This is a genomic window from Bradyrhizobium sp. JR4.3 (assembly GCF_040547695.1).
In the GTDB taxonomy this organism is placed as follows: domain Bacteria; phylum Pseudomonadota; class Alphaproteobacteria; order Rhizobiales; family Xanthobacteraceae; genus Bradyrhizobium; species Bradyrhizobium canariense.
In genome coordinates this window covers 20,524-46,833 of sequence record NZ_JBEPQF010000014.1, presented here as the reverse complement: position 1 = coordinate 46,833, position 26,310 = coordinate 20,524, and the positions used below count along the sequence as shown (strand labels likewise).

General features: G+C 63.6%; 26 protein-coding genes, 1 tRNA gene and 1 pseudogene. 14 read left to right on the top strand and 14 right to left on the bottom strand.

Annotation, left to right across the window (positions count from 1 at the left end):
* Positions 1 to 54 precede the first annotated feature (54 nt).
* From ABIB91_RS22175 to ABIB91_RS22165, 3 genes and pseudogenes are all read left to right on the top strand, one after another.
* Positions 55 to 3,165: a bifunctional diguanylate cyclase/phosphodiesterase gene (locus ABIB91_RS22175; protein ID WP_354166170.1), complete on the top strand. Its 3,111-nt coding sequence runs from the start codon at positions 55 to 57 to the stop codon at positions 3,163 to 3,165.
* A 1-nt stretch (position 3,166) separates the two neighbouring features.
* Positions 3,167 to 4,222: pseudogene (locus tag ABIB91_RS22170) on the top strand (sensor domain-containing diguanylate cyclase).
* 73 nt (positions 4,223 to 4,295) lie between these two features.
* A tRNA-Arg gene (locus ABIB91_RS22165) sits at positions 4,296 to 4,372 on the top strand.
* 51 nt (positions 4,373 to 4,423) lie between these two features.
* Here ABIB91_RS22165 and ABIB91_RS22160 read toward each other — a convergent pair.
* Positions 4,424 to 4,633, bottom strand: a complete 210-nt coding sequence (locus ABIB91_RS22160) for a hypothetical protein (RefSeq protein WP_007598219.1) — start codon at positions 4,631 to 4,633, stop codon at positions 4,424 to 4,426.
* A gap of 122 nt (positions 4,634 to 4,755) precedes the next feature.
* Here ABIB91_RS22160 and dinB point away from each other — a divergent pair, with 122 nt between their 5' ends.
* A complete protein-coding gene (gene dinB, locus ABIB91_RS22155) occupies positions 4,756 to 5,859 on the top strand; it encodes a DNA polymerase IV (RefSeq protein WP_354166156.1) in 1,104 nt (367 codons plus the stop codon).
* Between the two features lie 115 nt (positions 5,860 to 5,974).
* Here dinB and ABIB91_RS22150 read toward each other — a convergent pair whose 3' ends face one another.
* Both ABIB91_RS22150 and ABIB91_RS22145 read right to left on the bottom strand, forming a co-directional pair.
* Entirely contained in the window at positions 5,975 to 6,268 is a 294-nt protein-coding gene (locus ABIB91_RS22150; protein ID WP_007598221.1) for a hypothetical protein, read from the bottom strand.
* Between the two features lie 240 nt (positions 6,269 to 6,508).
* On the bottom strand, positions 6,509 to 7,195 hold the full coding sequence (locus ABIB91_RS22145) for a DNA-3-methyladenine glycosylase I (RefSeq protein ID WP_354166127.1): 687 nt from the start codon (positions 7,193 to 7,195) through the stop codon (positions 6,509 to 6,511).
* A gap of 234 nt (positions 7,196 to 7,429) precedes the next feature.
* On the opposite strand from ABIB91_RS22145, the gene ABIB91_RS22140 reads away from it, so the two are divergent.
* A complete protein-coding gene (locus ABIB91_RS22140; protein ID WP_354166118.1) occupies positions 7,430 to 8,257 on the top strand; it encodes a metallophosphoesterase family protein in 828 nt (275 codons plus the stop codon).
* Here ABIB91_RS22140 and ABIB91_RS22135 read toward each other — a convergent pair.
* From ABIB91_RS22135 to ABIB91_RS22115, 5 genes are all read right to left on the bottom strand, one after another.
* The gene (locus tag ABIB91_RS22135; protein WP_007598226.1) at positions 8,196 to 8,681 is read right to left on the bottom strand and encodes a Crp/Fnr family transcriptional regulator; all 486 of its coding nucleotides are present in this window, start codon (positions 8,679 to 8,681) and stop codon (positions 8,196 to 8,198) included. The two genes, ABIB91_RS22140 and ABIB91_RS22135, sit on opposite strands and share 62 nt — an antisense overlap.
* A gap of 58 nt (positions 8,682 to 8,739) precedes the next feature.
* The gene (locus ABIB91_RS22130; RefSeq protein WP_354166105.1) at positions 8,740 to 9,288 is read right to left on the bottom strand and encodes a GNAT family N-acetyltransferase; all 549 of its coding nucleotides are present in this window, start codon (positions 9,286 to 9,288) and stop codon (positions 8,740 to 8,742) included.
* Between the two features lie 121 nt (positions 9,289 to 9,409).
* On the bottom strand, positions 9,410 to 10,150 hold the full coding sequence (locus ABIB91_RS22125; RefSeq protein WP_354166097.1) for a di-trans,poly-cis-decaprenylcistransferase: 741 nt from the start codon (positions 10,148 to 10,150) through the stop codon (positions 9,410 to 9,412).
* Positions 10,151 to 10,181: 31 nt separating this feature from the next.
* Positions 10,182 to 10,556 carry a winged helix-turn-helix domain-containing protein gene (locus ABIB91_RS22120; protein ID WP_007598229.1) on the bottom strand — a complete coding sequence of 125 codons (375 nt, stop codon included), beginning with the start codon at positions 10,554 to 10,556 and terminating at the stop codon, positions 10,182 to 10,184.
* Positions 10,543 to 11,160 (bottom strand): hypothetical protein, encoded by a 618-nt coding sequence (locus ABIB91_RS22115; protein WP_354166086.1) that lies wholly within the window; start codon positions 11,158 to 11,160, stop codon positions 10,543 to 10,545. The genes ABIB91_RS22120 and ABIB91_RS22115 overlap by 14 nt, the downstream gene beginning before the upstream one ends.
* 202 nt (positions 11,161 to 11,362) lie before the next feature.
* On the opposite strand from ABIB91_RS22115, the gene ABIB91_RS22110 reads away from it, so the two are divergent.
* On the top strand, positions 11,363 to 12,604 hold the full coding sequence (locus ABIB91_RS22110; protein WP_354166079.1) for a S1C family serine protease: 1,242 nt from the start codon (positions 11,363 to 11,365) through the stop codon (positions 12,602 to 12,604).
* 76 nt (positions 12,605 to 12,680) lie between these two features.
* Here the strand turns inward: ABIB91_RS22110 and ABIB91_RS22105 are convergent, their stop codons facing one another.
* A complete protein-coding gene (locus tag ABIB91_RS22105) occupies positions 12,681 to 12,959 on the bottom strand; it encodes a DUF3551 domain-containing protein (protein ID WP_007598233.1) in 279 nt (92 codons plus the stop codon).
* 167 nt (positions 12,960 to 13,126) lie between these two features.
* Positions 13,127 to 14,101, bottom strand: a complete 975-nt coding sequence (locus ABIB91_RS22100) for a Bug family tripartite tricarboxylate transporter substrate binding protein (protein ID WP_354166068.1) — start codon at positions 14,099 to 14,101, stop codon at positions 13,127 to 13,129.
* Between the two features lie 125 nt (positions 14,102 to 14,226).
* On the opposite strand from ABIB91_RS22100, the gene ABIB91_RS22095 reads away from it, so the two are divergent.
* Together ABIB91_RS22095 and ABIB91_RS22090 are read left to right on the top strand one after the other, a co-directional pair.
* Positions 14,227 to 14,646: a VOC family protein gene (locus ABIB91_RS22095; protein ID WP_354166061.1), complete on the top strand. Its 420-nt coding sequence runs from the start codon at positions 14,227 to 14,229 to the stop codon at positions 14,644 to 14,646.
* A gap of 181 nt (positions 14,647 to 14,827) precedes the next feature.
* The gene (locus tag ABIB91_RS22090) at positions 14,828 to 16,408 is read left to right on the top strand and encodes an AMP-binding protein (protein ID WP_354166052.1); all 1,581 of its coding nucleotides are present in this window, start codon (positions 14,828 to 14,830) and stop codon (positions 16,406 to 16,408) included.
* Between the two features lie 114 nt (positions 16,409 to 16,522).
* Here ABIB91_RS22090 and ABIB91_RS22085 read toward each other — a convergent pair whose 3' ends face one another.
* Positions 16,523 to 17,617 carry an HD-GYP domain-containing protein gene (locus ABIB91_RS22085; RefSeq protein ID WP_007598238.1) on the bottom strand — a complete coding sequence of 365 codons (1,095 nt, stop codon included), beginning with the start codon at positions 17,615 to 17,617 and terminating at the stop codon, positions 16,523 to 16,525.
* A gap of 355 nt (positions 17,618 to 17,972) precedes the next feature.
* Here ABIB91_RS22085 and ABIB91_RS22080 point away from each other — a divergent pair, with 355 nt between their 5' ends.
* The 4 genes from ABIB91_RS22080 (at position 17,973) to ABIB91_RS22065 (ending at position 20,538) form a co-directional block, all read left to right on the top strand.
* Positions 17,973 to 18,737 carry an alpha/beta fold hydrolase gene (locus ABIB91_RS22080; RefSeq protein WP_354166040.1) on the top strand — a complete coding sequence of 255 codons (765 nt, stop codon included), beginning with the start codon at positions 17,973 to 17,975 and terminating at the stop codon, positions 18,735 to 18,737.
* A 24-nt stretch (positions 18,738 to 18,761) separates the two neighbouring features.
* Positions 18,762 to 19,097: a hypothetical protein gene (locus tag ABIB91_RS22075; protein ID WP_354166035.1), complete on the top strand. Its 336-nt coding sequence runs from the start codon at positions 18,762 to 18,764 to the stop codon at positions 19,095 to 19,097.
* 153 nt (positions 19,098 to 19,250) lie between these two features.
* Positions 19,251 to 19,922 carry a dienelactone hydrolase family protein gene (locus tag ABIB91_RS22070; RefSeq protein WP_354166028.1) on the top strand — a complete coding sequence of 224 codons (672 nt, stop codon included), beginning with the start codon at positions 19,251 to 19,253 and terminating at the stop codon, positions 19,920 to 19,922.
* Positions 19,923 to 20,058: 136 nt separating this feature from the next.
* Positions 20,059 to 20,538, top strand: a complete 480-nt coding sequence (locus ABIB91_RS22065) for a hypothetical protein (protein WP_007598251.1) — start codon at positions 20,059 to 20,061, stop codon at positions 20,536 to 20,538.
* 100 nt (positions 20,539 to 20,638) lie between these two features.
* On the opposite strand, the gene ABIB91_RS22060 is transcribed toward ABIB91_RS22065, so the two are convergent.
* From ABIB91_RS22060 to ABIB91_RS22050, 3 genes are all read right to left on the bottom strand, one after another.
* Positions 20,639 to 21,385, bottom strand: a complete 747-nt coding sequence (locus ABIB91_RS22060; protein ID WP_219679892.1) for a polysaccharide biosynthesis/export family protein — start codon at positions 21,383 to 21,385, stop codon at positions 20,639 to 20,641.
* Between the two features lie 251 nt (positions 21,386 to 21,636).
* Entirely contained in the window at positions 21,637 to 22,293 is a 657-nt protein-coding gene (msrA, locus tag ABIB91_RS22055; protein ID WP_007598255.1) for a peptide-methionine (S)-S-oxide reductase MsrA, read from the bottom strand.
* Between the two features lie 195 nt (positions 22,294 to 22,488).
* Positions 22,489 to 22,806 carry a hypothetical protein gene (locus ABIB91_RS22050; RefSeq protein WP_007616084.1) on the bottom strand — a complete coding sequence of 106 codons (318 nt, stop codon included), beginning with the start codon at positions 22,804 to 22,806 and terminating at the stop codon, positions 22,489 to 22,491.
* A gap of 404 nt (positions 22,807 to 23,210) precedes the next feature.
* Here ABIB91_RS22050 and rpsT point away from each other — a divergent pair, with 404 nt between their 5' ends.
* Together rpsT and dnaA are read left to right on the top strand one after the other, a co-directional pair.
* On the top strand, positions 23,211 to 23,477 hold the full coding sequence (gene rpsT / locus ABIB91_RS22045; RefSeq protein WP_007598259.1) for a 30S ribosomal protein S20: 267 nt from the start codon (positions 23,211 to 23,213) through the stop codon (positions 23,475 to 23,477).
* Positions 23,478 to 24,754: 1,277 nt separating this feature from the next.
* Positions 24,755 to 26,167 carry a chromosomal replication initiator protein DnaA gene (gene dnaA, locus ABIB91_RS22040; RefSeq protein WP_035995355.1) on the top strand — a complete coding sequence of 471 codons (1,413 nt, stop codon included), beginning with the start codon at positions 24,755 to 24,757 and terminating at the stop codon, positions 26,165 to 26,167.
* Positions 26,168 to 26,310 lie beyond the last annotated feature (143 nt).

The window sequence follows — 26,310 nt, the reverse complement described above, 5'->3', positions numbered from 1 at the left end:
TCCTAAGCTTTACGCCATTTGTGTGCTGTATTCCTGTCCCTCCAGGGAGGGGGAATGCGCCAGGTCTTTGCAGGAATTGCAGCCGGAATGTTCCTAGCCGCGAAGCACGGCTGGGAGGCAGCCATTCGGCGCGGACCGGTGCTGTGGCTCACCCTGTGCGGCGTGTTGCTGGTCGCGGGGATCTTCGCGGTGACCGCCATGGCCGTCGGCGAATTTCGCGAACGTACCCTGACCAACCGCGAGCGCGAGCTGGAAAATACGGTGCAGCTGATCGCGCGGCACTTCGATCAGCAATTTGAAGATTCCGACATCGTCGCCGCCGATGTGATCGGGCAGATGAATCTGCCGGAGATCAGTTCGGCCGCGATGTTCCGCGAGCGCATGTCCGGACCCGCGACGAACCAGATGCTGCGGAGCAAGATCGGCCCGGTGTCTTACCTCGGCGACATCGCGATCTACGATGCCGACGGCGAACTGATCAACTGGTCGCGGCCCCAGCCGCTCCCCAAGATCAACATCTCCTCGCGCGCCTATTTTCAGACCTTCAAATCGAATCCGATGGCCGAACCGGTGGCGCTGGAGTCGGTCCGCAGCTTCATCATCGGAAAATGGACCACGATTGTCGCGCGTCGGCTGAGCGGCGCGGACGGCAGCTTCTTCGGCACGATGGTCCGCCGGATCGATCCGGACAGCTACCAGAACTATTTCGCGTCCGTTGCGCTTGCGGAGGGCACGGCGATCTCGCTGTTCGACCGCAATGGCAAGATGCTGTCGCGTTACCCGCATGTCGAAGAGCTGATCGGCAGGGACTTCAAGGACGCACCGCTGATGCGCAAGATGCTGGCCGAAGGTGGCCGGCACACCCTGCGCGTCAGGGGCCCGATCGACGGCGACGAGCGCCTCGGCTCCGGGGCCTCGCTGTCGCACTTCCCGCTGGTCATCGTCGCGACCAACACCACGAGAGCCGCGCTGGCCGACTGGCGGCAGCAGACCGGTTTCATGGTCACCACCGCTGCGCTTTCGGCCACCGTGATTGCGCTGATCCTGTTCCTGATCGTTCGCCAGATCAACCGGCAGAACCGTGAGGCGCAGCAACGGCTGGAAGCGGAGCGCGGGCGGCTCGACACCGCCTTGAACAACATGTCGCAAGGGTTGATCCTGTACGATGCCGCCGGATACATCGTCACCTGCAACCGCCGCTACGCCGACATGTTCGGCCTCTCTCACGATGTCATCAAGCCCGGCTGTCACATCCGCGAGGCGATGTATCACCGCAAGGAGCGCGGCGCGTTCGAAGGCGATGTCGAGGCATTTTGCGCCGACGTCATGAGGATCGTCGCGGAGGGCACGGTCTCCACGAGAAGCCATCACTTGCCGAGTGGCCGAGCTTTCCAGGTCATCAACACTCCGCTCGCGCAGGGCGGATGGGTGGCCACGATCGAAGACATCACCGAGCGGCGCAAGCTGGAGCAGGAACGCGACCGCAACTACATGTTCCTGCGCGAGATCATCGACCACATCCCGTCGCAGATCACCGTGAAGGATGCTCAAACGCGGCAATATCTGCTGGTCAACCGGACCGCCGAAGAGCAATTCGGCCAATCGAGTGAAAACATCGTTGGCAAGACTCCCTTCGACATATACCCGGATGCCTCCGCCCGAGTAGTCACCGACGATGACAGCAAGGCGCTGAAGTCGGGCGAGAGATTATTCAAGGACGAGCATGCCTGGCAGAGCCAGGCCAAGGGGATGCGCTACATCACCTCGACCCGGATCGGAATCCGCGACGAATCCGGCGAGCCGCGTTACCTCATCAACGTCGTCGAAGATGTCACCGAACGGCGGCGCGCCGACGAGAAGATCGCGCATATGGCGCATTACGATGCGCTGACCGACCTGCCCAACCGGGCGCTGTTCCGCGAGCAGATCGAGCGCGAACTGGAGAAGGTCGGCGGCGGCAGCCAGTTTGCGCTGCTCTATATCGACGTCGACGAGTTCAAGGGCATCAACGATTCGCTCGGTCATCACGTCGGCGACGAGCTGTTGAAGGGAATCGCGGCCCGCATCCGCAGCTGCCTCGGACCGGGCGACCTGATCGCGCGGCTCGGCGGCGACGAATTCGCGGTGATCCAGACCGGGATCAAATCATCCGCCGACGTGGTGTCATTCGTGACGCGGATCTTCGAGGCGATCCGCCGGCCCTATCATTGCTTCGGCCATCAGCTCTCCACCGACGCCAGCATTGGCATCGCGATGGCGCCGCAGGACGGCACCGATCTCGACCAGCTCATCAAGAATGCTGATCTCGCGATGTACGGCGCCAAGGCCGAAGGACGCCGCACTCACCGTTTCTTCGAGCCGGAAATGGATGCGAGCGCCAAGGCGCGCCTGAGCCTGGAGCAGGATCTGCGCCAAGCCCTGGTGAACGGCGGTTTCGAGATCCACTATCAGCCGCTGGTCGACCTGCGCACCAACGAGGTCTCGGGGTGCGAGGCGCTGCTGCGCTGGCGGCATCCCCAGCGCGGCATGGTGTCGCCGGCGGAGTTCATCCCGATTGCCGAGGACACCGGCCTGATCAACGAGCTCGGCGACTGGGTGTTGCGCATGGCCTGCAACGAGGCCGCGACCTGGCCGGCGCATGTGCGTGTCGCGGTCAACGTCTCGCCGGTACAGCTCAAATGCGAGACGCTGGCACTGCGGATCGCCGGCGCCCTCGCCGATTCCGGACTTGCCCCGTGCCGGCTCGAGCTAGAGATCACCGAGGCCGTGCTGATCCGCGACGACGAGGCGGCGCTCTCGATCCTGCACCAGCTCCGCGCCATCGGCGTGCGCATCGCGCTCGACGATTTCGGCACCGGCTACTCCTCGCTCAGCTATCTCAAGCGCTTCCCTTTCGACAAGATCAAGATCGACCGCTGCTTCGTCGCTGATATCGCCGAGACGAGCGGCGCGCCCGTGATCGTGCAGGCGGTGGTGAACATCGCCGCCGCCAGCAACATGACCACGGTCGCAGAGGGCGTCGAGACCGAGGCGCAGCGCGAGATGCTGCGTGCGCTCGGCTGCACGGAGATGCAGGGTTATCTCTTCAGCAGACCGAAGCCGGCCAGCGAAGTGCGAAAGCTGTTCGGCCCAAACCATGCCTTGCCGGTGGCGGCGGTGGCCTGACATGGCGAAGCCGGGGAAAACGTCAGCCAAGACGGTCGACGTTGCAGATTCCTATGCCGTGCGGCTGATGCAGCATCTGGTGGTGCCGACGTTCGTGGTCGACCCGAAACGCCGCGTCGTGATCTGGAACAGAGCCTGCGAGCGGCTGACCGGCGTCGCCGCCTCCGAGGTGATCGGCACCAATAGGCACTGGCAGGCCTTCTACGAGACCAGGCGCCCTTGCCTTGCCGACCTCGTCGCGCTCGACCGCCCGGAGCAGCTGCCGGAGTTCTATTCGGAATATGCCGCGCGCGGCCATAACGGGCTCGGCTTCAGCGCCGAGAACTGGTGCGTGATGCCGAAGCTCGGCAGCCAGCTCTATCTCGCGATCGACGCCGGCCCCATCCACGACGAGGCCGGCCACCTGATCGCGGTGGTGGAGACTTTGCGCGACCTTACCGACCAGAAGCGCGCCGAGATGGCCCTGAAGGAGCTTGCCAGCAAGGACGGGCTGACCGGCCTGTCGAACCGCCGCGCGTTCGACCAGATGCTGATGAGAGAATAGGCCCGCGCCCAGCGGACGCAGAAGCCGGTGGCGCTGCTGTTCGTCGATGTCGATCATTTCAAGCTGTTCAACGATCGCCACGGCCACCAGAGCGGCGACGAGTGCCTGCGCGCGGTCGCGTCCGTCGTCAGCCGGCATGCCGTGCGCCCGCTCGATCTCGCCAGCCGCTATGGCGGCGAGGAATTCGCGTTGATCCTGCCGGACATGGATTGCGATGCCGCGTGCGTCGTCGCCGACGAGATCCGCTGCGCCGTGATGGCCTTGCGGGTCACCCATGGCGCCATCGGGGCCGGCGACCACGTCACCCTGAGTGTCGGCGTCGCCAGCCACATTCCGGACGAAACCGACGGCAGCCCCGACCGCCTGCTGGCCGCGGCCGACGAGGCGCTCTATGCCGCCAAACGGCTCGGCCGCAACCGCGTCATGAGCTCCGAACGGCTGCTCGCCGAGTTCGCCAAGCTCGGGCGGGACGGCGTGCCGGTTCCTGGTCGCGTGGGCCGTAAAACAGCCTAGCCCAAATCAGCCTGGCAGGAGACGGCGGAAGCGGTTGCCCGCCCCTCGCCAATCGGCTAAATGAACCCTCGTTGCACCCGTAGCTCAGCTGGATAGAGCGTTGCCCTCCGAAGGCAAAGGTCACACGTTCGAATCGTGTCGGGTGCGCCAGTCTCTTCCAATGCAAGCCGGAATCATCGCCTGCTCAGCGCAAGCCCACGCTCAATTCAGCATCGAGATGATCGCCTGGACCTGGTCGGAAGCTGACGTGACCAGTCCGTCGTACGACGTCTGACCGTGTGCAGCGGCCTTCAGGATGCATTCGGCGACGGCCGCCTTCAGGCCGAACACCGACTGATCGGGCGGCACGCTGGCCATCACGGCCTCCAGCGCCTGACGCATCGTTCGAATGAGTTCGGAGCTGTATTGCATGGGCTGTCCTCCGCGACCCCATATTAGATCGCATGCCCATGCTTGCTACTCACAAGCCTGAGATTGCTCGGTGAATCACACATCACCTCGCGCTTCGCGCCGCTCAATTGTATCATCTTGCCATGAGCGAATCCGACACGGTGGCCGGCGAGGCCTCGCCCATCCGCAAGATCATCCATATCGACATGGATGCCTTCTACGCGTCCGTGGAACAACGCGATCATCCGGAGCTGCGCGGAAAGCCGGTCGCGGTCGGAGGCTCCGCGGAACGTGGCGTCGTCGCCGCCGCCAGCTATGAGGCCCGCGAGTTCGGCGTTCGCTCCGCCATGCCGTCCGTGACGGCGAAGCGACAATGTCCCGATCTGATCTTCGTCAAGCCGCGCTTCGAGGTCTACAAGGCGATCTCCAGGCAGATCCGCGACATCTTCGCGGAGCATACTCCGATCATCGAGCCGTTGTCGCTCGACGAGGCCTATCTCGACGTGACCGAAAACCTGCAAGGCATTCCGCTGGCACGCGACATTGCACTCAAGATCCGCGAGAGGATCAAGGCCGAGACGGGTCTCAACGCGTCGGCCGGCATCTCCTACAACAAGTTCCTGGCCAAGCTCGCCTCCGATCATCGCAAGCCCAACGGTCAGTTCGTGATCTCACCGGAGATGGGACCCGCCTTCGTCGAGACGCTGCCCGTCGGCAAATTCCATGGGATAGGCCCGGCCACGGGCGCGAAGATGAACGCGCTCGGCATGTTCACCGGTCTCGATATTCGTCGTCAGACGCTGGAGTTCATGAATGCGAATTTCGGCAAGTCGGGCGCCTATTACTACTGGATCTCGCGCGGTGTCGACGAACGGCCGGTCCGGGCCAACCGGGTCCGCAAGTCCATCGGCGCGGAGACCACGTTCTCAAGCGATCTCACCGAATTCGACACGCTGGTCGCCGAGCTCAAGCCGCTCGTCGACAAGGTGTGGCGCCATTGCGAGGCGACGGGCAGCCGCGGCCGCACCGTCACCTTGAAGATCAAGTTTGCCGATTTCGAGATCATCACGCGCAGCAGGTCCGCTCTTTCGCCGGTTGCAGGCCGGGACGATCTTGAGCGGCTGGCTTGCGGTCTGCTCGAAGGCGAGATGCCGCTGCCGAAGAGCGTCAGGCTCCTAGGAGTCTCGCTGTCTTCCCTCCAGGCCGGGAACGATGCGGAGCCGCCGCAACTGACTCTCGGCATCTGAACCAAACTGACGGGCTTTCCGCGGACGCAGACAGCCACGTAGAGCGCGCTCGCCACGCGAATCTACGGTGGCGGGTTTTCAGACTCGCCACCGAAGGTCGATCCCCTGGGCCCGATCAATGCCTCACGTGCTCGAACACGACGATCACGCCGGTCGGCTCGGGCTCGTGCGCCATCAGGCGTGTCAGCTCGGAATCGCCCCAATCGGCGAGGCTGACGACTTCGCCGCTCTGGCGCTCGGTGCCGGGGGGCGCCGTGGGCTCGACGACCTTCAGCCCTGTCTCATCGACGAAGAAAGTGTGTTCGCCGAACATGCTGTTGAGCTGCGGCATGGCGGGATGCTCGTCGGGCAGCACCTGAGCGCCGAGCTGGTTGACGGTCTGCTTCACCTGTTCGGATGTGAGCTTCATGAGCTGCTCCGTTTCTGTCACGTCGGTTTCATTGAGCTGAGCCAGACCGGGCGTTCCCTGCGCCGATGTTCGCCTGGCCTATCTCCCGAACAGGTGCTCCGCACAAATGTTCCCGAAAAATGCATTTCGTGATCACGGGTTGCGCCCTGCCGCGCTTGCGGCACGAGATCGCCACAGGACGCACATGATTCGGCATCCCCAGAGCCGAATCCAAGAGCCAAATTCCAAGAGCCGAATTCGCTACTCGCTTCTGTTCTCGCCGACGGACAGCGCGCAGATGCGTGACAGATATGTGTAGGGGAGCCCGGTCTCCTCGGCCCAGGCATTGAACTGCGCCTGCACTTTTGCCAGATCGCCTTTCGACTTGACCTCTTCGGCGATGTCGAGACCGGCATCGCGCAGGCAGGCCACGACGTCCCTGGACGTCACAAAGCCGTCCCAGCCGACGAACCGCAGCAGCATCTGGCCGGTATTGCCACCCAACCGGCTGCCGCGCTTGCTCAGGAGATCGAGCAGGCCGATCTGGTCGGATGGCGGCCACTTCGCCAGAAACCTGCCGAAGCTGCCGTGCTCCCTTGCGATCTCCTGGACGAAGGCTGCGTTGTCGCGCACCGACATGATCTTGGCACCGTTGCGCACGATGCGCACGTCGCGCAGCAGGCCCTCCCAATAATCCTCCGGCTGGAAGGTGAGCTTGGCCGGCTGGAAGCGCAGGAAGGCGTCTTCAAACCCGTCCCATTTCGTCTCGATCACGCTCCAGGCAAAGCCCGCGCAAAACACACGCTTCGTCATCTCTGCGAGTATGCGGTCGTCGCCGCGTTTGGCGAGGCCCTTCAGGTCGGGCTTTTCGGGCATCAGCTTTTCCAGCGCCTTGAGCCCGCCCTTGCGTTTTTCGGCGCGGGCACGAATGGTCTTGAAGGAGGTCATGGGGAGACGAGCTTTGGGGAGACGAGCTGTTGGGGACACGAGCCGTTGAGGATGCGCCACGACATCAGAATTCGATGATCCGGTCCAGTCCGGCGACGCTTCGATGCTTGCACCCGCGGATGCGCCGCAGCATACTGCTCGCATTGAATTGGCGAGAGATGCGGCTGGTCTGCTTCTTGCGTTCAGATATTTTGCAATCCCGAGCATTTTCGACGTCTCACCCCTGGATTTCCAATGCGCTGTCTGGTCGTGGCCGACCTGCACTATTCGCTGCCTCAGCTCGACTGGCTCGTCAGCGCCGCTCCGCAATTCGACCTCGTGATCTTCGCCGGCGATGCGCTCGACATCGGCTCGATGGTGGATTTTCGCGCGCAGATCGTGGTGGTGAAGAAGTACCTCGCGCTGCTCGCAGCGAAGACCCGCGTGATCCTCTGCTCCGGCAATCACGATCTCGACGAGCGCAATGCGGAAGGCGAAAAGATCTCGCGCTGGATCTCGGAGGTGCGCGAGTTGGGCATTGCCTGCGACGGCGGCGGCCTCACCGTCGGCGACACGCTGTTCACGGTGTGCCCATGGTGGGATGGGCCTCTAGTCAAGCAACGCCTCGTCGCGCAGCTCGGCGCGGCCGCGGCCGGCCGGCCACGGCGCTGGATCTGGATCCATCATGCGCCGCCGGCGGATTCACCGACGAGCTGGGGCGGCAAACGCTTCTTCGGCGACGTCGAGCTGGTGCAATGGATCATGCAGTATCAGCCCTCGATGGTGATCTCGGGGCATGTGCATCAATCGCCGTTCATTACCGATGGTTCGTGGTTCGACCGGCTCGGCCAGACCTGGGTGTTCAACGCGGGCCTGCAGCCGGGCCGACCGCCAACGTATATCGTGCTGGACCTCGATGCGGACAGGGCGTTCTGGCTTGCGGCCGGCGAGGCGCAATGGATCGATCTTGGCGCGCCGCTAAAGCGGCCCGCCGCTCCGATCGAGGCGCCGCCCGACTGGCTCACATTCTTGGATCGGATTGCCGATCCGAGCCTGGCGAGACCTCGAGCGGTGGCAGGTTGATCATGCTCTGGAGCACCTCGCCGACCATGGCCAGATGGGTGCCATGGCCGGCATATTGCTGCTTGAGATCGGCGAGATAGGTGTTGGCGACATTGAGCCGCTGCGCCAGCATCTTGGCGATCAGAAGCGCCACGCCCGCCTCCTGCTTGAGGAACGAGGCGGCATCCTCGAATTCGTAGACGACGGAGTCGGAGCAGGCCCGTACGGTCGCAGTGTGCGGCTGCCCCAGCAGCACCGACATTTCGCCCAGCACCGCGCCGGGCTCGGCCACCGTGGCGACCACCATCTCGCCCTTGAGCACTTCGAGCTTGCCCTGCATCAGCACATAGAGATGACCGGTGGTGCCGCCTTCGGCGACGATAAGCGTGCCGGCTGCAACCTGCCGCTCCGTCCCACCGGTGCAATAATCCAGAACTGCGCGCATCCGACCAAAGCTCCCCTCGCAGGGAGATACTAGGGCACGATCGGCGTCGTGCGCTTGCTCAAATTTGTGGCAAGCCCCGCACCCGCGACAGACGCTTCGCGAGATGGACCGACTGCCAGTCTCCGAGACCAGTGTCCTCGAACCCTGCCTTCGTCGCAAGGCCGCGCATCTCCGCGTTCACACGCGCGGTCTCGGCCGCAATCATCTCGTGACCGAGATCGCTCGCGTGCCTCTCCATGGCTGTCATCATGCGGAGGCCGACGCCCTTGCGCTGAAAGACATCGGCAACGGAGATGGCGAAATCACCATGCCGTGCAGCCACATCGTAGGCGTATCTGGTTTCGCCGATGATCGTGCCTTGCCCTTCCTGCCTGATCTCGGCGAGCAGGGTGAAATGACCGGGATGGCTAATCCTGGCGACGCATTCGGCCGCGACCATTGCAAAGTCCGCGCGCGCGCCCATGAAGCGCTTGTTGCGCGATGTCGTGGAGAGGCTCGTGAAATAGATCGAGAGGCCCTCGACATCGAACGCGCTGGCCGGCCTGATACGGACCGTGGCGTTCGCTTCGGCGGACTCGACAATGGCATCCAGCAATAAGCGTAACATGCGCGAGGCTCTCGGCAGGTTGCATCGAATGCACACCTAGCCGAGACCACGCGCTGACCGCTTGGACATTGCTGCCAATCTTGCGGCCGAAAACGAACAGTTCGTTCCTCGGTGCCGAGCGTCACACGCGAGAGAGTGAAGGCACCTCCTCCGGCACGATCGCCTGCAGGCCGCCGAAGCGACGCTCGCGGCCGTGGAAGGAGGCCAGGGCCGCGGCGAGATCGCCCGCGTCGAATTCGGGCCACATCCGCTCGGTGAAGTGCAGCTCGGCATAGGCACCTTCCCAGAGCAGGAAGTCCGACAGCCGTTTCTCACCCGAGGTGCGGATGATGAGGTCGACGTCGCGCAAACCCGCCTCGCCGGTGACGAGCTGCGAAAACGCCTCGCGGGTGAGACTCGTCAGCGCCGCCGCCTTTGCCGCCGCGTTGAGGATGGCATCGCGCGCGGAATAGTCGACGGCGATGCGCAAATGAAGCGAGCTTCCGTGCGCGGTGGCATCTTCCGCACGCGAAATCGCATTGGCAATGCCGTCGGGCAAGCGGTCGCGACGGCCGATCACGGTGAGGCGAACGCCGTTCTTGACCAGGCTCTGCACCTCGTTGGCGAGATAGAAGCGCAGAAGCGTCATCAGCGCGGCGACCTCGGCCTTCGGCCTCCGCCAATTGTCGGTGGAGAAGGCGTAGAGCGTCAGCGTGCCGATGCCCTGCTTGGGCGCGGCTTCGACGATGCGGCGGATCGTCTCGACGCCGGCCTCATGGCCGCGCAGGCGCGACAGGCCGCGCCGCGTCGCCCATCTGCCGTTGCCGTCCATGATGATGCCGACGTGAAGCTTCTCGTTGCGGAACACAAGGTCACTTTGCATTGCAAAGTCTCCGGTCAAAAAAGGGGGAGGATCAGGTCGAGACGATACCGAGGCGGCCGAGCGGTGCCGCTTCGCGGCCGGCAGCCTTGGCGGCGTCGCGCACCAGGCGTTCGAGCACGGCGAGATAGTCGAGGAAGCGGCGGCGGCCGGCCTTGGTCAGGCGGCAGGTCGTGTGCGGGCGATTGCCCTCATAGCCCTTGGTCACCTCGACGAGGCCGGCTTCCTGGAGCACGGCGAGATGTCGGCTGAGATTGCCGTCGGTGAGGCCGCAGAGCTGCTTGAGATCGGCGAACGCCAGACCCTTCGGATGCGCCATCAGCGAGGTCAGAAGTCCGAGCCTCGCCTTCTCGTGGATCACGCGGTCCAGTCCTTCATACGAGAAGGGTGCGCTATCAGTCTTCGACATCATGGTCTCCGGATGCGAAATGCAGAATGCCCGCCATCACCGACTGCCCGATTACGAAGGGCAGGCCCATGGTCCATGGCGACAGCGTATGGGTTTGGCTCGCGAGCACCACCACCGCAAAACCGGACATGAAATACCATGCGCCGGCGAGCGCCACGGTGCGCGGCAGCGAGCGGACCGAGGCGAAAATGCCGAGCGACACCAGGATCTGCCACAAGCCTGGCAGCAGCCACAGCGTTTCGCCCGCGAACTTCCACATCACCACCGCAAGCAGCACACCGGCAACGCCTGCGGGCAGGAACTGCTCGACGGCCTGGTGGATCATGGCATCGGCGAGTCCCGAATGATGGCGGCGCGAACGCGCGCGCATCTCGATGCCGATGATCAGGCCGGAGAGTGCGGCGGCAATGAACCAGCCGAAGAAGAAGCCGAGCGGCTCGCCGGTGGGATCGCTGAGCAGCCAGAATTGCAGGATCGCGGTGAGAAGCGCGACCGCGCCGGTCGCAGCCATCGTCGCCGGGCCGTAGCCGCGGAATGCCGTGCCGGCCGCAATCTGGCTGCGGATCGCCACAATGTCGGCCAGTGCCTTGTCGAGATCGCGCATTGGCAACGCCAAAACCTCGTACCGCCCATACTTGCCGAGACTATCAATGCCGGTGCTTTGTACCGCAAAGTATATCGGATCGCAAAGTAAAGGCAAGCCCGAACGTCGTCTCTTAATACTGGCCCCTCGCCAGACAACTGTCGGTTGCGCGACACCTCCTCCCACAGATAAGATGCACGCGAATGCGTTCTGGGGGAAAAGTATGTGGCTTAAATCATTCATCGTTGCGTCTTTATTGCAGCTGAGCGTCGTCATCGCAGCGCATGCGGCCGGGCCGTTCGGCAGCGTCAAAATCGGCAACTGGGTCGGCGGCGCGTTCAGCAATGACGAAACAGGAGCCTTCTCGCATTGTGCCGCGACGGCGCCTTATGCCAACGGCGTCATTCTCGTGGTCGGCCAGAATACGGGGGGCTCGTGGATATTGAGCTTTGCTAGTCCCAGCTACCGCTTCACCAAGGGCGAGAACACCGCGATCGACGTCATCTTTGACGGACAGGAGCAGGCCAGACTGTTCGCCACGGCCAACCAGACGAACATGCTCAGCTCCGTCATGCCTGCGAACGTGGTAGGAACGTTTCAGAAGGCGAGCCTCATGGTCGCGACGAGCGGCCGCACCGTCCTGAATTTCGACCTGACCTCGGCCGGGCCCGTGATTGCTGCACTGGCCAATTGCGTCACCAAGGTGAAAGCCGACGGGCTGGACAAGGCCGGAGACTTTACGAAGATCGCGGCAAAGCCGCAGGCGCCCGACAAGCAAGCATCACCGCCGGCCAGCAAGTCCGCCAAAGCCAAGAGCGGCACCGGCTTTGTCGTGAGTGCCAGCGGACACGTCGTCACCAATAACCATGTGATCAATGGCTGCGTCGGCGACATCAAAGGCAATCTCACGGGCGAAGCCGGGATGGTTTTGCGCCTGGTGTCGAGCGACGCCAACAACGATCTCGCGTTGCTGCAGGCGCCGTCGACGACCACTTTCAAGGAGTTCGCCCGGATCCGCGACCGCTCGATCCGCTCCGGCGATTCCGTCGTCGCGATCGGCTTTCCGTTCCATGGATTGCTGACCTCGGACTTCACCGTGACGACCGGGATCGTGAGCTCGCTCAGCGGCTTGCGCAACGATTCGCGTTTCCTGCAAATCAGCGCGCCGGTGCAGCCCGGCAATAGCGGCGGCCCGCTGTTCGACACCACCGGGCAGATCGTGGGCGTGGTTACCGCAAAGATCCCCGCATTGCGCATCGCCGCTGCGACCGGCAACATCCCCGAGAACATCAACTTCGCGATCAAGACCGGCGCGCTGCGCGACTTCCTCGACAACTCCGTGGTGCCCTACCAGACTGCCGAGCCGAAGGGCGAGATCAAGACCACCGACATCGCTGGCAACGCGCGGCCGTATACGATGCTGATCTCGTGCAACGGCACGGAGCAGGCTGAGGCGAAGCGGTAGCGGCAAGGCAGGCGGCGTCTGCGCGGCCGCGGATGGCGCGAACGCGATCCGGGCTACCAGTCAAACCGAGAGTTCCTTAATACGGCGCCACGGGCCGCGTGCGCCGCGACTGCCGCGGTTGCGGCAGGGACGATTGACCGTAGGCGACGAGCGGGTTGGGCCCGCAGGCCATGAGCCGGCCCGACACACTGGCCTGACATTGTCCATAGGTGCTGTAGGTGCAATCGCCGGGATACTCGTACCCGCCGCCCTGGGCACACCAGGGATAGTCGTGCGCCGCTGCCGGCGTGACGGCGGAGAAGCCGGCAAGGAGTGTCGCGCCGAGGCCCAGCAGTGCCAATTGCGTCTTGCGCATGATCCCAACTCCTCTCCTCATAGCGCGAGATACGCGCCATATAACATCAGGTTTCGCCACGCCGTTTTATTCCAGATCGACTGGCGCTGACACGCAAGAAACCTTGATACGCAAGAAAAAAGCCCTGCCGAACGGGCAGGGCTCCAATCACGGACATCACAAGATCGCTACTCGACCTTCAGGCCGGCGAACTCGACGACCTTCTTCCATTTCTCGGTCTCGGCCTTGATCTCCTCGCCGAACGCCTCGGGCGTCTGTGCCCGCGGCTCGCCGCCGAGCTCGACCAGGCGTTTGGCCATATCCGGCTCCTTTATCAGCGTGTTGATCTCGCTGTTGAGCTTGGCAACGATCTCCTTGGGCGTGTTCTTCGGTGCCCCCATGCCGAACAGCGCGCTCGCCTCGTAATCCTTCACGGTCTCGCCGATCGCCGGCACGTCGGGCAGCTGCGGCGAGCGCTCCGCCGTGGTGACGCCGATGGCACGGAGCGAGCCGGACCGGATGTGCTGGATGATCGAGGGCATGTTGTCGAAGATCACCTGCACCTGGCCGCCGAGCATGTCGGTGATCGCGGGCGCGGCGCCGCGATAGGGCACGTGCTGCATCTTGCAGCCCGTCAGCGCCATGAACATCTCGCCGGACAGATGCACCGAGGTGCCGTTGCCCGAGGAGGCCATGTTGACCTTGCCGGGATTGGCCTTCACGTAGTCGATGAACTCGGCGACGGTCTTGGCCGGCACGTCCTTGTTGACGGTCATCACGTTCGGCACGCGCTGGAACGAGGCGACCGGCGCGATGTCGCGCACGAAGTTGAACTTCAGGTTGGTGTAGAGCGAGGCGTTGATGTAATTGGCCGGATTGACCAGTTGCAACGTGTAGCCGTCGGGCTCGGCGTTGACGACCGATTCGGTCGCGATATTGTTGCCGGCACCCGGCTTGTTCTCGATCACGAATTGCTGGCCGAACTTCTCCGACAGCCGCTGACCGATCAGCCGCGCCAGGATGTCGGTGGCCCCGCCCGGCGGATAGCCGACCACCCATTTCACCGGGTGGGTCGGGTAATCGGCGGCAAGGGCCTTCGACAGCGGGCTGGCTGCAAGCGGACTGGCGGCGAGCAGGCTCAGCGCGGTACGGCGAGTGATCATTTCAAGGGTTCTCCCAACGTGTTGTTCTTGAAGCCAGATAGCTTGAAAATGGCGTCGGCGCGGTTGTAACAAAGCTTGCCGCAGGCGGAAAGTGCACGGGGCGCATCACGACGAAAGGATAAGGCATGGCGATCAAGGTCGAAGCCCTCGATCATCTCGTGATCAATGTCGCGGACGTCGCAGTGACCGCCGAGTGGTACGGCAAGATTCTCGGCATGGAAGTCAAGGTGTTCGACCCCGGCGGCGGCAAAGCGCCGCGGACTTCTCTTCAATTCGGTAACCAGAAGATCAACGTCCGGCCGCGCGATGCCGACAAGGTGGTGTGGTTCACCGCGGACCACCAGACCGCCGGCAGCGAGGATCTGTGCTTCCTCACCTCAGCAAGCCCCGACGAGGTGGTGACGCATTTGAAGGCACATGGCGTCGCGATCGAACAAGGCCCGGTTCTCAAGCAGGGCGCCCGCGGCACGCTGCGCTCGGTCTATTGCAGGGTTCCGGATGGCAGCCTGATCGAAATTTCGTCATACGAGGACGGCGGCCGGTAAGGCCAAGCCGCCTGCCCCACGCACCGTCATTGCAAGGAGCCCTTGCGACGAAGCAATCCAGACTCTCTCCGGGGAGGGATTCTGGATTGCTTCGCTACGCTCGCAAGACGGCCGAAAGAGCAGGAAGACGCAATCATCAAAACGCAGCCGCGAGCAAGATGCAGGCTGCACGGGAGGACATATGCCGAATTCGCAAGCCGCCGCCGGAATCGTCGGCCCATTCGACGGGCTCGACGTGCCCTGGCTGCTGAAGATGCGGGCCGAAGTGCGCAACTCGCATCCGTTCCTGATCTGGGCGCCGTTCGACGCGCCCGCGCGGCGCTGGAGCTATGGCGAGTTTCACGAGCGGGTCGGCGCGCTCGCGGCGGGACTGGCGAAGCGCGGCGTCAAGCCGGGCGAGTATGTGCTCATTCACCTCGACAATTGCATGGAGGCGCTGCTGGCCTGGTTCGCCTGTGTCGAACTCGGCGCCATCGCGGTGACCACCAACACGCGCTCGGCGCCGGCCGAGCTCGACTATTTTGCCGATCATTGCGGCGCAGTCGCCGCGATCACGCAGCCGGCCTATGCCGAGATCGTCGCGCAGAACTGCCGCAACATCCGCTGGATAGCGGTGACCTCGCACGATGCGGGCGCGGCGCCCGCGCAAGCGAGCTCGCGCGGCGATAGTTTCGAATCGCTGTTCGCCGACAGCGCCGACCGTCCCAGGCGTGCGACCGATCCGCTCGCGCCGTGCAGCGTGCAATACACCTCGGGCACGACATCGCGCCCCAAGGCGGTGCTGTGGACCCACGCCAACGCACTGTGGGGCGCCAAGATCAACGCCGCGCACGAGGACCTGCACGCAAGCGACGTGCATCAGGCCTATCTGCCGCTGTTCCACACCAACGCGCTGGCCTATTCGATGCTGGCGACGCTATGGGTCGGTGCCACCTGCGTGATCCAGCCGCGCTTTTCCGCCAGCCGGTTCTGGCGCGCCGCGCGCGAGCACGGGTCGACCTGGACCTCGACGATCCCGTTCTGCATGAAGGCACTGCTCGAGCAGGAGGTCCCGCCCGATCACAAATTCCGTCTGTGGGGCACCGCGATCAACGAACCGCCGGCCTTCGCCGCCTTCGGCGTCAAGATCATCGGCTGGTGGGGCATGACAGAGACCATCACCCACGGCATCGTCGGCGAGATCGACCAGCCCAACATCCCGATGTCGATCGGCCGCGCCGCGAGCGAATACCAGATCCGCATCACCGACGATGACGGACGGGCGACCGAGGTCGGCGACACCGGCAACCTCTCGATCAAGGGCATTATCGGCCTGTCGTTGTTCGCCGAATATCTGCACAACGAGAAGGCGACGCGCGAGAGCTTTGACGAGCACGGCTTCTTCCTCACCGGTGATCGCGTGGTGCGGCTGGAGAACGGCTATATTCGCTTCGGGGATCGCAGCAAGGACATGCTCAAGGTCGGCGGCGAGAACGTCGCGGCGTCCGAGATCGAGCAGGTGATCGCAATGGTCCCCGGCGTGCGCGAGGCCGCCGTGGTGGCGAAGACGCATCCGATGCTGGACGAGGTGCCGGTCGTCTTCATCATCCCGCAGGGCGGCGTCACCGCTGCGCGGCCCGATCTGCATGACAACGTGATGGCTGCCTGCCGCAAGAGCCTCGCCGATTTCAAGGTGCCGCGCGAGATCCGCTTTGTCGACGACATGCCGCGCTCGACGCTGGAGAAGGTGGCGAAGGCGGAGCTGAGGAAGATGGTGGGGTGAGGCGTAAAGTAGGGTGGGTTAGCCGAAGGCGTAACCCACCAGCTTCGTCCGGCAAATGTGGAAGCATGGTGGGTTACGCTACGCTAACCCACCCTACGGCTACGACACGGGAGCTCAGAACGACCCCAGCGCCACCGGGCGGAACGCCTGCAATAGCTGCTGGTCCAGCTTGCCGCTCATGCCTTCCATCATCGTGAACGCGCGCGAGTGGGTGAAGGGCATGCGATAGGCGCGCTTCTCCACGAGTGCCGCGTAGATGTCGACGATGGTCGTGACCCGCACGATATCGCTGATCTGGTTCGACGAGAGATTGTTGGGATAGCCGGAGCCGTCGAGGAATTCGTGGTGATGCAGCACAACGTCCAGCATCTCCGGCGGGAAGCCGCCTTGAGCTGCGAGCGCGTCATAGCCGCGGCGCGGATGCTGGCGGACTTCGGCCATCTCCTCGTCGGTGAGCTTGCCGGGCTTGTCGAGCAGCGCGGAGGGAACGAAGGCCTTGCCGACGTCGTGCAGCAGCGCGGCACGAGTCAGCCGGCGCTGGTCGTCCTCGCGCATGCCGAGATGCTGGGCAAAGGAGACCGCAAATCCGGTCACGAACAGGCAGTGCCGATAGCTGCCGACATGGTGGCAGCCCACCGTGGTGAGCCACTCGCGCAGCGAGGAGTGCTTGATCGCCTTCAGGATCTTGCTCTCGGCGGCGATGACGTCGTCGAAGGTGAGAGGCACGCCGAGCGGCAGCTTCTCGAACATCTTCTTCAGCACCGCATGCGCAGCCTCGACGCCGCGGTTGAGCGTCTTGCCGCGATCGGTCGCGTCATAGACGGCGGTGTCGGGGAAGGCTGCGCGGATGCGCTGCAGGATGTCCTCGGGCTGAAGCGGCCGCGAGATGGTGTCGGTGGCGCCCAGCGCCCAGGCCTGCATGGTGCCGTGATGCAGAGCGTCCGCAAGCACGAACAGACGAGGCATCGAACGATAGGCATCGCCTCGCAGCTTGTTGCGCACCCGTTGCACGCTCTCGGGCGAGCGCAGATTGATGTCGACCACGAGGCCGGAGAGATCGCGCGAGGGCTGCTCGGGGAGTTCCTGCGTCGTCACTGTCGCAACGTCGCCGACGGCCTTGAGGATGCTGGCGAGTTCGCTGCTCTCGTCGCTCCGGTCGGAGGCGAGCAGGAGCCGGCGTTTGGCGGCGGGTTTGGCTGAGGCGTTCATGGCTTCCCCAAGAGCACGGGCGTGTTTCGGGCGAAAGCCTAAGCCGGATCAGGTTCTCCGGCCCTTAAGAGGCGTGCTCAATGGAGCCTTCCGGAATTGGGGACAATTTTAGGGACCTCGGGTTCCATGGCAGGAATGGCGCAAAAAGGGCGAAAACAACCCCATGCACAGTAGGCGGGGCATTGATGACAAAGGGGAATTTCTCCGTCATGGCCGCCTGAAAATGCAAACTAATCCGCCGGAGGTTGACCTCCGGCGGATCATCTTGTTCAGCACGCTAGCCTTACGTCTTCATCACGCCCTTCACGGCTTCGGCGTCGTGAGAGAGAATAAGAAAACAAAAAGGGTGGAAACAATGCCGAGGATCGATCGAGACGGCGTCGGAATCTATTACGAGATCCATGGCGAAGGCCCGCCGCTGCTGCTGACTCACGGTTACTCATCGACCTCGGCGATGTGGCATGGGCAGGTCGAGGCGCTTGCCAGGGATCACAAGCTGATCTTGTGGGACATGCGCGGTCACGGCCAGTCCGATTATCCCGACGATCCCAACGCCTACAGCGAAGCGCTCACGGTCGGCGACATCGCCGCGATCCTCGATGCGGTCGGCACTGAGCGCGCCATCATCGGCGGGCTCTCGCTCGGCGGCTACATGTCGCTCGCCTTTGTTCGCGCGCATCCGAAGCGCGTCCGCGCGCTGCTGATCATCGACACCGGACCGGGCTTCAAGAAGGACGACGCACGCGAGGCCTGGAACGCGCGTGCGCTCGCCACCGCCGACAAGCTCGATCGCGAAGGGCTCGACGTGCTGAAGGCCGCAACGCGCGAGCGCGCCACCGCGAGCCATCGCAATGCCAGGGGATTGGCGCTCGCCGCACGCGGCATGCTGACCCAGCGCGATGCGAAGGTGATCGAGCTGCTGCCGGAGATCAAGGTGCCCAGCCTGATCGTGGTCGGCGCCGACGACACACCGTTCCTCGCCGCGTCGGACTACATGGCCGCGAAAATTCCCGGCGCACAAAAGGTCGTGATCCCCGCCGCCGGACACGCCGTCAACATCGACCAGCCACAGGCTTTTGTTGACGCGGTGCTGCCTTTCCTGAAGAACTTGCCGGAATAGGTCGATCGGACGGGAACACAGGCAATGAAGCGAGCGATATTGGCTGCGGGCGCGGTGTTGCTGTCGGTATCCGCGCAGGCCGAGCAATTCGGCGGGACACCGCCCCGCCTGCCCTTCGTCGCGACGTTGTCGAACAACACGCCGCTCGCCTTCGGCATGGATGCAGGGCAAACCGCGCGCGCCCTCGGCCAGCCTCTGCAATATGTGCGCGGACGCCCCGGCAACGAGATCTATCTCGCGCTTCGCAACATCGGCGGCAGCGGACTGATCTCCAACCGTCACCGCCTGTTCCTGCAGTTCCGTCATGGCCGGCTGGCGGGATGGAAGGAGGATTACGGCGAGAACTGGATGTGGGAGTGATCCTCATGGTGAGGAGGCGCGAAGCGCCGTCTCGAACCATGCAGGCCCCCGCTGCTGCATCTCGGCCTCTATCCTTCGAGACGCGCGCGAAGGGCGCGCTCCTCAGGATGAGGGGTGAGATTAGAGTTCGTAATAACAAGAAGGACAACCCGCGTGGGACAAGACATCAGACTGACCGCCTCCGATCATTTCCAGCTCGGCGCCTATCGCGCTGATCCCGCAGGCCCCCCGAAGGGCGCGGTGGTGGTGATCCAGGAGATTTTCGGGGTCAATCATCACATCCGCTCGGTCTGCGATCGCCTCGCCGGGGAAGGCTATGTCGCGATCGCGCCGTCGATCTTCGACCGGACCTCGCCGGGCTTCCAGTCGGGCTACACGCCTGACGAGATTGCCGAAGCGCGCAAATTCGTCGCCAATCCCGACTGGGACGCGATGCTGCGCGACACGCAAGCCGCGATCGATGCGGTGAAGAGCGTCGGCCCGGTCGGCATCATCGGCTTTTGCCTGGGCGGCAGCGTCGCCTTCGTCGCGGCGACGCGGCTGTCGGGCCTGAAGGCCGCGATCGGCTATTACGGCGGCGCCGTCGTGCGCTTTGCAGACGAAACACCAAAAGTTCCGACACAGCTGCATTTTGGCGAAAAGGATGCCGGCATTCCCCTGACCGACGTCGAGACCATCAAGACGAAGCGGCCGGACGTGGAAATCTTCGTCTATCCGGGCGCGCAGCACGGCTTCCATTGCGACGAGCGGGCGAGCTACGACAAGGCCAGCGCCGACATCGCCTGGCCGCGCAGCATGGAATTTTTCGCGAAGCATTTGCGATAGCGCGGCTGATCTCTCCACCGTCATTCCGGGCTCGCGCTCCGGAATGACGAGGGCGGAGAGCAGGAATCGGGTGGCTGCATCCTGCCGGGCGGCGATAGAGCTGGCTGATCAAGCCAACTCACGCCGGGAGATCGTGATGCAGCAGGCCAATACGAACATCGTCATCCGCAATCCGTTCGGCACCATGGACGTTCCCGGTCCTGACGATCGCGAGGTCATGGACTATGCCGCAACCGCCTTACTTTCGGGCGATGCGGCCGACGTCAACGCGGCGCATTGGGCAGACATTCAGGCGCCGTCCGATCCTCTGGAAGGCCCGTGGGCCAGCCGCTGGAATGGCGGCGCCGATCCGACCATCGCCGGCGATACGCCGGAGACGTGGAAAGACGGGCGCGCGGAGGTGCGGGTCGCAGGCGGACGCATCTATCTGCGCTTCGATTGGGATCACGGCCGACGGCACGGGCTGATCGATGCTGCGCGCGAGGGCGCGCGCCTGGTCGGGAAATACATCAACCTAACCAATCCCGCGATCACGCGGCCATGGATCGGGCGCGTGGTCGATGCCGCGCGCATCGACGGATGTTTTCCGAACGGGCGGCTGGATTTCAGAAGGTGAGCTAGAGCTTCGGTTCTGATTGCATCAGAACCGAGGCTCTAGATTCTTTTTTGACGCGTTTTCTTCACGCGAACCGGTATCCACTTCGCTCGAAAACGCTCTAGAACCAGCGCTCGCCGACGAACACGGTGTCGCCGGGGCTCAAGGGGGTGCCGAGCGGCACCACGGCGCGCATGGCGCCGCCGGCTTCGGTATGCGTGACGGTGACCACATCGCGCTTGGCGCGTGGCGAGAAGCCGCCCGCGATTGCCACGGCGCTTTCGACCGTCATGTTCGGCACGTACGGATACTGGCCGGGCGCGGAGACTTCGCCGAGAATGAAGAACGGGCGATAGGCCTCGATCTCGACGGCGACCGAGGGCTCGCGGATGTAGCCGTTGCGCAGCCGTGCGGCGATCTCGCCGGCCAGACCCGCCGGCGTGCGGCCGCGTGCCGGCACGCCGCCGATCAGCGGCATCGTGATGGAACCGCCGGCGTCGATCGCGTAGCTGTTGGTGAGACCTTCCTGGCCGTAGACCACGACGCGCAGCCTGTCGCCGGCGTCGAGATGGTAGGAGGAATCGTAGCGGACCGGCGCCGCCATCGGCGCGGCATAACCGACCGGCATGGGCGCGGGCGAAGAGGCAAAGGAATTGCGCAACGCCCCGATGGCGCCGCCACCGTCGCCGACGACGACCGGCTGAGGCGCGTAATAGGGCTGGCCATAGGCCATGGAGTCGAGATCGGCGCGCGGCTGCATCACCGCGACGGGGCCGGCGGTCTGCATGCAGCCGCCAAGGCTAAGCGCGGCGGACGCTGCCAGGGACGCTGCCAAGATCGACCATCGAAACGCGCGTGCAACCGGCACCGGACTTATCCCTCGAAACGAGACAGATCCAGTGATGCACCGGTTATGGTTAATAAAGCGTTGAGGGGGCGGGCGGCGCCACAACAGCGTGAGCAAAGGGGCAAGGTGCGCTCCCTCTCCCGCTTGCGGGAGAGGGTTGGGGAGAGGGTGTCTCCGCGCAGGGACAGTCCCCCAGAGGATAGAACCCTCACCCGGCGCTATGCGCCGACCTCTCTCGCAAGCGGGAGAGGTGCACCACCTTGGTCGTTAGCTTACGCGCTCACACCGACGCCGATCGGGCAGGACACGCCGGTGCCGCCAAGGCCGCAATAGCCGGCGGGATTCTTGGCCAGATATTGCTGATGATAGTCCTCGGCAAAGTAGAATTGGCCGGCGGGTGCGATCTCGGTGGTGATGGTGCCGAGACCTTTTGCAGCAAGCGCTTTCTGATAGAGCGCCTTCGATTGATCGGCCGCTTTTTTCTGCGCGTCTGAATAGGTGTAGATCGCGCTTCGGTACTGCGTGCCGACGTCGTTGCCCTGACGCATGCCCTGCGTCGGGTTGTGGCTCTCCCAGAACGTCTTCAACAGCTTCTCGTAGGACACCTTGGTCGGATCGAACACGACCAGCACCACTTCGGTGTGACCGGTGCGGCCCGAGCAGGTCTCTTCATAGGTCGGGTTCGGCGTGTGGCCGCCGGCATAGCCGACGGCGGTGGTGTAAACGCCGTCGCCAAGCTCCCAGAACTTGCGCTCGGCGCCCCAGAAGCAGCCGAGCCCGAACACCGCCTGCTCGAGGCCGGCGGGATAAGGCGGCTGCAACTTCGTGCCGTTGACGAAATGGGTGGTCGCGGTCGGAATTGCTTGCGCACGGCCCGGCAGCGCTTCATTGGCGCTCGGCAATGCGGTGGTCTTGCGCATGAACAGCATGGACGGATCTCCGGGAACGAGCTGTCCGTCGCCGAGGACAAGCTATTGAGCCAAGGCGATGAACCAAGCGCTCAGGCGACGTGCTCGCGATCAGGTGGGAATATAGGTCTTTACGCGCAAAGGGGCAGCCCTGTTACGCCGCGCGCGGCCGCTTCAGTCGCGCGAATTGAAAGCTCAATCCCGGGAATTGAAAGCTCAATCCCGGGAATAGCCGATCAACGGCTTACGCGGGCGGAACAGGATCATCAGGAGAATGCCGAGAATGCCGAGGACGGCGAAAACCGGCTGATCCAGCACCAGCCGGATCACCGAGGTCCAGAGCCAGGGCGCCTTGGCCTCGACCCAGGTCCGGAATGCCGTCTGGCTGGCCTGATTGATGTCGTTCCAGAACTGGCCGAAGCGGGTGAACCGCAGGGTCTGGTCGGCCACCCAGCGGGCGCCGTCGTAGACCATGAAGATGAACCCGCCGGCGAGCAGCAACAGCCCAATCAGTCGGAAAAAGCCGCGGATCATGCCTCACCCTATATAGTCGTCCGATCGGACGACCCTCGGAACGCCGCCAGCCAATACAAGGGAGACGGCAGAAATTCAACCTCTTCAGGGCGTTACGGCACTCATCCCTGCCTCAAGGGGCTGCTTGTCCAGCCCGGGAAAGCGTTGACGGTGCCAAAGACCCTCTCTATAAGGGCGCCAACTGGCGGCGGGCGCAATCCTGCCGCCGCTGTTCTTTGAGCAGATGCAGGCTCCTTGGGCTGAGAGGCTCCCTGGGCCTCAGAGACGGCCCGCAAGGCTGTCGCTCACGTTCCGGGAACAGCCTAGCAACCGAACACCCTAATTCCGAGCGTCGATTACGCGGTCAAGCAAGCCGGCGCTACCCGACCAAGACGCGACCGGTACCCGCAAAGGACATTGAGACCATGGCCAATACCACTTCCGCCAAGAAAGCGACGCGCAAGATCGCCCGCCGCACCGCCGTCAACAAGTCGCGCCGCACCCAGATGCGCGGTGCCGTGCGTAACGTCGAAGAAGCAATCAAGACCGGCGACCGCGCCGCTGCCGTGACGGCGCTGGCGAATGCCGAGCCCGCCTTGATGCGCGCCGCGCAGCGAAACATCATTCATAAGAACAATGCCAGCCGCAAAGTCTCGCGGCTCACCGCGCAGATCGCCAAGCTCGCCAAGTAAGCTCGCGAGCGTTCTGGCACGCCGTCCGATCGCGTCGTTCGATCGGACGATCCGGCCGCACATCGCACACGTCAAACAGCCCGGCATCGCGCCGGGCTTTTTTGTTGCCTGTCATATTCACGCAAGTAGTCACGCTGCGAGCGACCTTCGATCGGAGGATTGCGACGTTTGCACCATGATGCGCCCGTAGTTTTACCTGCGAATGGTTTTGCAACAGCGGAAACTTCCACCGCGGTGCAAAAAGTCCTTGCGAGGTGGGCACAAGTTGAATTCGCGCGCCTGCGAGTTCTGCACACCGTAGTTTCCCCGGATCGCGAGACGCAATGGAGTTACCCTGTGAAACGAGACTCAAAAAACGATGTCTCGCTAACAACTTATCGGCATAGTGACGCCAAGCATTTGGAAAACTCGCCCGCGCGTCGCGCGCGTGACGCTTTTGTAAAAAATTTTTGGCGGTGACGGAGAATTGTCACATCAAACGCGGCATCTTCGATTCTGTGCACGAATCCAAAAACTTGCTCTGAAGCCTGTGCACAAGTCCGCGTGGCGTTAACGCAGATCAAGATTTTTGATGCCTCAAGTCTGAATCAATTCCGTTGCGAGTCTTTCCGCATAGTGTATTCCTTAAGGCGTCAGCGGCGCCCACGATCTTGAGACCAGCGCGGTATCGGAAACGGGGCGAGCGTGCAAATCGGCGGCGATGTGCACGTAGGCGGCGCTTCAACAAGCGATTGTCGGATCAAAACCCACAGCAATGTGGGAACGGTAGCTCTTTGTCTGAATGTCTCCAAGCGGGATCTTTCTCTCGCGCTTAAGAGACATCTTGAAAGCTGCCCCGACAGGCATGATGGCGAGGCCGAGCGGACGACGAGTACACGGGCGGGCATCCGATGAAGACGCGGGTGTCGTTTGGACACGCAGGACCTTGTCGCGAGCAATCACGGCAGGATGGGGAGGTATCATGTCTTACGAACTCAACGCGGTATTGAAACACATTTCGACTTCCAGCATTTCGACTTCCAGCGATGCCGTTTTAGATTCGTCGGACACCAAGCCTCCCGCGTGTCACGGAGCGCCGAGTACGCGCTGACCTCGCGACCCCTCCATCTCTAGACATTGCTGATCGGACGCGGCGTTTCCGCCGAACGGTCGAGCCATGCCTGCAGGTGAAATCGCTTGAGGTCCCGCCATTGCAAATATCCCGGCAGGTATCCCTGGCAGGAACTCTGCATGGCGCTCACCACGCAACCTTATCTCTCAAGAAAAGTTCTCAAATGATGACAACCCCGGAACAGGATCGCTGGTCACGCGTGAAGAGTCGGTTGCGCTCGAACGTTGGCGAGGACGTCTATACGAGCTGGTTTGCGCGCATGGATCTGGAAGGCGTCCAGGACGAGAGCGTGCGTCTGTCGGTGCCGACCCGCTTCCTGAAGAGCTGGATCCAGGCCCATTATGCCGAGCGCGTGCTGTCGTGCTGGCAGGCCGAGATGCCCGAAGTGCATCGCATCGATCTCACCGTTCGCACGGCCGTGCGCCCCGTGATGCAGCAGAAGGAAGCGCCCGCACCGGTCGAAACGCGCCGCTCGCCTGCGCCGGAGCTGCGCTCGACCGCCACCGCGCCGGTCTCCGCCAATCATGATGCGCTCGGCGGCTCGCCGCTCGATCCGCGCCTGACCTTCGCAAGCTTCGTCGTCGGCCGCTCCAACACGCTGGCGCATGCGGCGGCGCGTCAGGTTGCCGAGGGTCGTCGCGGCGATCCCGTCATGTTCAATCCGCTCTACATTCATGCGGGCGTCGGCCTCGGCAAGACGCATCTCTTGCAGGCGGTGACCTGGGCCGGCAATTCCGGCAACGAGCGCAAAGTGCTTTATCTCACTGCAGAGAAATTCATGTACGGCTTCGTCGCCGCGCTGAAGACGCAGACGGCGCTCGCCTTCAAGGAAGCGTTGCGCGGCATCGACGTGCTCGTGATCGACGATCTCCAGTTCCTGCAGGGCAAGTCGACCCAGGCCGAGTTCTGTCACACGCTGAATGCGTTGATCGATGCCGGCCGTCAGGTCGTGATCGCGGCCGACCGTCCGCCGTCCGATCTCGAAAGCTTGGATGACCGCGTGCGCTCGCGGCTGGCCGGCGGCCTCGTGGTCGAGATGGCCTCGCTCGGCGAGGAGCTGCGGCATGGTATTCTCAAGTCGCGCGTCGCCGCCGCCCGCGCCCATCATGCGACCTTCGAGGTGCCGGAGGAGGTGCTGACCTATCTGGCCCGCGCCATCACCCATAACGGCCGGGATCTCGAAGGCGCGATCAACCGCCTGCTCGCACACTCGAAGCTCAACAACCGGCCGGTGACGCTGGAGATGGCGGAGCACGAGGTGCGCGACCTGATCCGGCCGCAGGAGCCGAAGCGGATCAAGATCGAGGACATCCAGCGCGTGGTGGCACGGCAGTATAATGTCAGCCGCTCCGACCTCTTGTCCTCGCGCCGGACCGCCAACGTGGTTCGTCCGCGCCAGGTGGCGATGTATCTCGCCAAGACGCTGACCCTGCGATCGCTGCCGGAAATCGGCCGCCGCTTCGGCGGGCGCGACCACACCACGGTGCTGCACGCGGTGCGCAAAATCGAGGCCCTGGTTTCCAAGGACACGGCGCTGTCGGACGAGGTCGAATCGCTCAAGCGCCAGCTTCAGGAATAAACGCCTAGGCCTTCTCCTTCCTTCCCGCCGCCCCGGCCCTGCCTGGGCGGCGGCCTTCCTCTGCCTGGGCGGCGGGCCCCGTCTTTGCGGGTAAATCGTGGGGAACCATCGCGCAATCCCTTGAAACGGATGACTTTACGCGC

Bases quoted from the DNA above. Each gene is read 5' to 3' on its own strand.
- ABIB91_RS22140 (WP_354166118.1), top strand. From the start codon at position 7,430: ATGCGCTGTCTGGTCGTGGCCGACCTGCACTATTCGCTGCCTCAGCTC.
- dnaA (WP_035995355.1), top strand. From the start codon at position 24,755: ATGACAACCCCGGAACAGGATCGCTGGTCACGCGTGAAGAGTCGGTTG.
- ABIB91_RS22095 (WP_354166061.1), top strand. From the start codon at position 14,227: ATGGCGATCAAGGTCGAAGCCCTCGATCATCTCGTGATCAATGTCGCG.
- ABIB91_RS22115 (WP_354166086.1), bottom strand. From the start codon at position 11,160: ATGCGCGATCTCGACAAGGCACTGGCCGACATTGTGGCGATCCGCAGC.
- ABIB91_RS22175 (WP_354166170.1), top strand. From the start codon at position 55: ATGCGCCAGGTCTTTGCAGGAATTGCAGCCGGAATGTTCCTAGCCGCG.
- ABIB91_RS22145 (WP_354166127.1), bottom strand. From the start codon at position 7,195: ATGACCTCCTTCAAGACCATTCGTGCCCGCGCCGAAAAACGCAAGGGC.
- ABIB91_RS22100 (WP_354166068.1), bottom strand. From the start codon at position 14,101: ATGATCACTCGCCGTACCGCGCTGAGCCTGCTCGCCGCCAGTCCGCTT.
- ABIB91_RS22130 (WP_354166105.1), bottom strand. From the start codon at position 9,288: ATGTTACGCTTATTGCTGGATGCCATTGTCGAGTCCGCCGAAGCGAAC.
- ABIB91_RS22085 (WP_007598238.1), bottom strand. From the start codon at position 17,617: ATGAACGCCTCAGCCAAACCCGCCGCCAAACGCCGGCTCCTGCTCGCC.
- ABIB91_RS22160 (WP_007598219.1), bottom strand. From the start codon at position 4,633: ATGCAATACAGCTCCGAACTCATTCGAACGATGCGTCAGGCGCTGGAG.
- ABIB91_RS22075 (WP_354166035.1), top strand. From the start codon at position 18,762: ATGAAGCGAGCGATATTGGCTGCGGGCGCGGTGTTGCTGTCGGTATCC.
- ABIB91_RS22150 (WP_007598221.1), bottom strand. From the start codon at position 6,268: ATGAAGCTCACATCCGAACAGGTGAAGCAGACCGTCAACCAGCTCGGC.
- ABIB91_RS22110 (WP_354166079.1), top strand. From the start codon at position 11,363: ATGTGGCTTAAATCATTCATCGTTGCGTCTTTATTGCAGCTGAGCGTC.
- ABIB91_RS22090 (WP_354166052.1), top strand. From the start codon at position 14,828: ATGCCGAATTCGCAAGCCGCCGCCGGAATCGTCGGCCCATTCGACGGG.
- dinB (WP_354166156.1), top strand. From the start codon at position 4,756: ATGAGCGAATCCGACACGGTGGCCGGCGAGGCCTCGCCCATCCGCAAG.
- ABIB91_RS22105 (WP_007598233.1), bottom strand. From the start codon at position 12,959: ATGCGCAAGACGCAATTGGCACTGCTGGGCCTCGGCGCGACACTCCTT.
- ABIB91_RS22050 (WP_007616084.1), bottom strand. From the start codon at position 22,806: ATGATCCGCGGCTTTTTCCGACTGATTGGGCTGTTGCTGCTCGCCGGC.
- rpsT (WP_007598259.1), top strand. From the start codon at position 23,211: ATGGCCAATACCACTTCCGCCAAGAAAGCGACGCGCAAGATCGCCCGC.
- msrA (WP_007598255.1), bottom strand. From the start codon at position 22,293: ATGCTGTTCATGCGCAAGACCACCGCATTGCCGAGCGCCAATGAAGCG.
- ABIB91_RS22125 (WP_354166097.1), bottom strand. From the start codon at position 10,150: ATGCAAAGTGACCTTGTGTTCCGCAACGAGAAGCTTCACGTCGGCATC.
- ABIB91_RS22080 (WP_354166040.1), top strand. From the start codon at position 17,973: ATGCCGAGGATCGATCGAGACGGCGTCGGAATCTATTACGAGATCCAT.
- ABIB91_RS22120 (WP_007598229.1), bottom strand. From the start codon at position 10,556: ATGTCGAAGACTGATAGCGCACCCTTCTCGTATGAAGGACTGGACCGC.
- ABIB91_RS22065 (WP_007598251.1), top strand. From the start codon at position 20,059: ATGCAGCAGGCCAATACGAACATCGTCATCCGCAATCCGTTCGGCACC.
- ABIB91_RS22135 (WP_007598226.1), bottom strand. From the start codon at position 8,681: ATGCGCGCAGTTCTGGATTATTGCACCGGTGGGACGGAGCGGCAGGTT.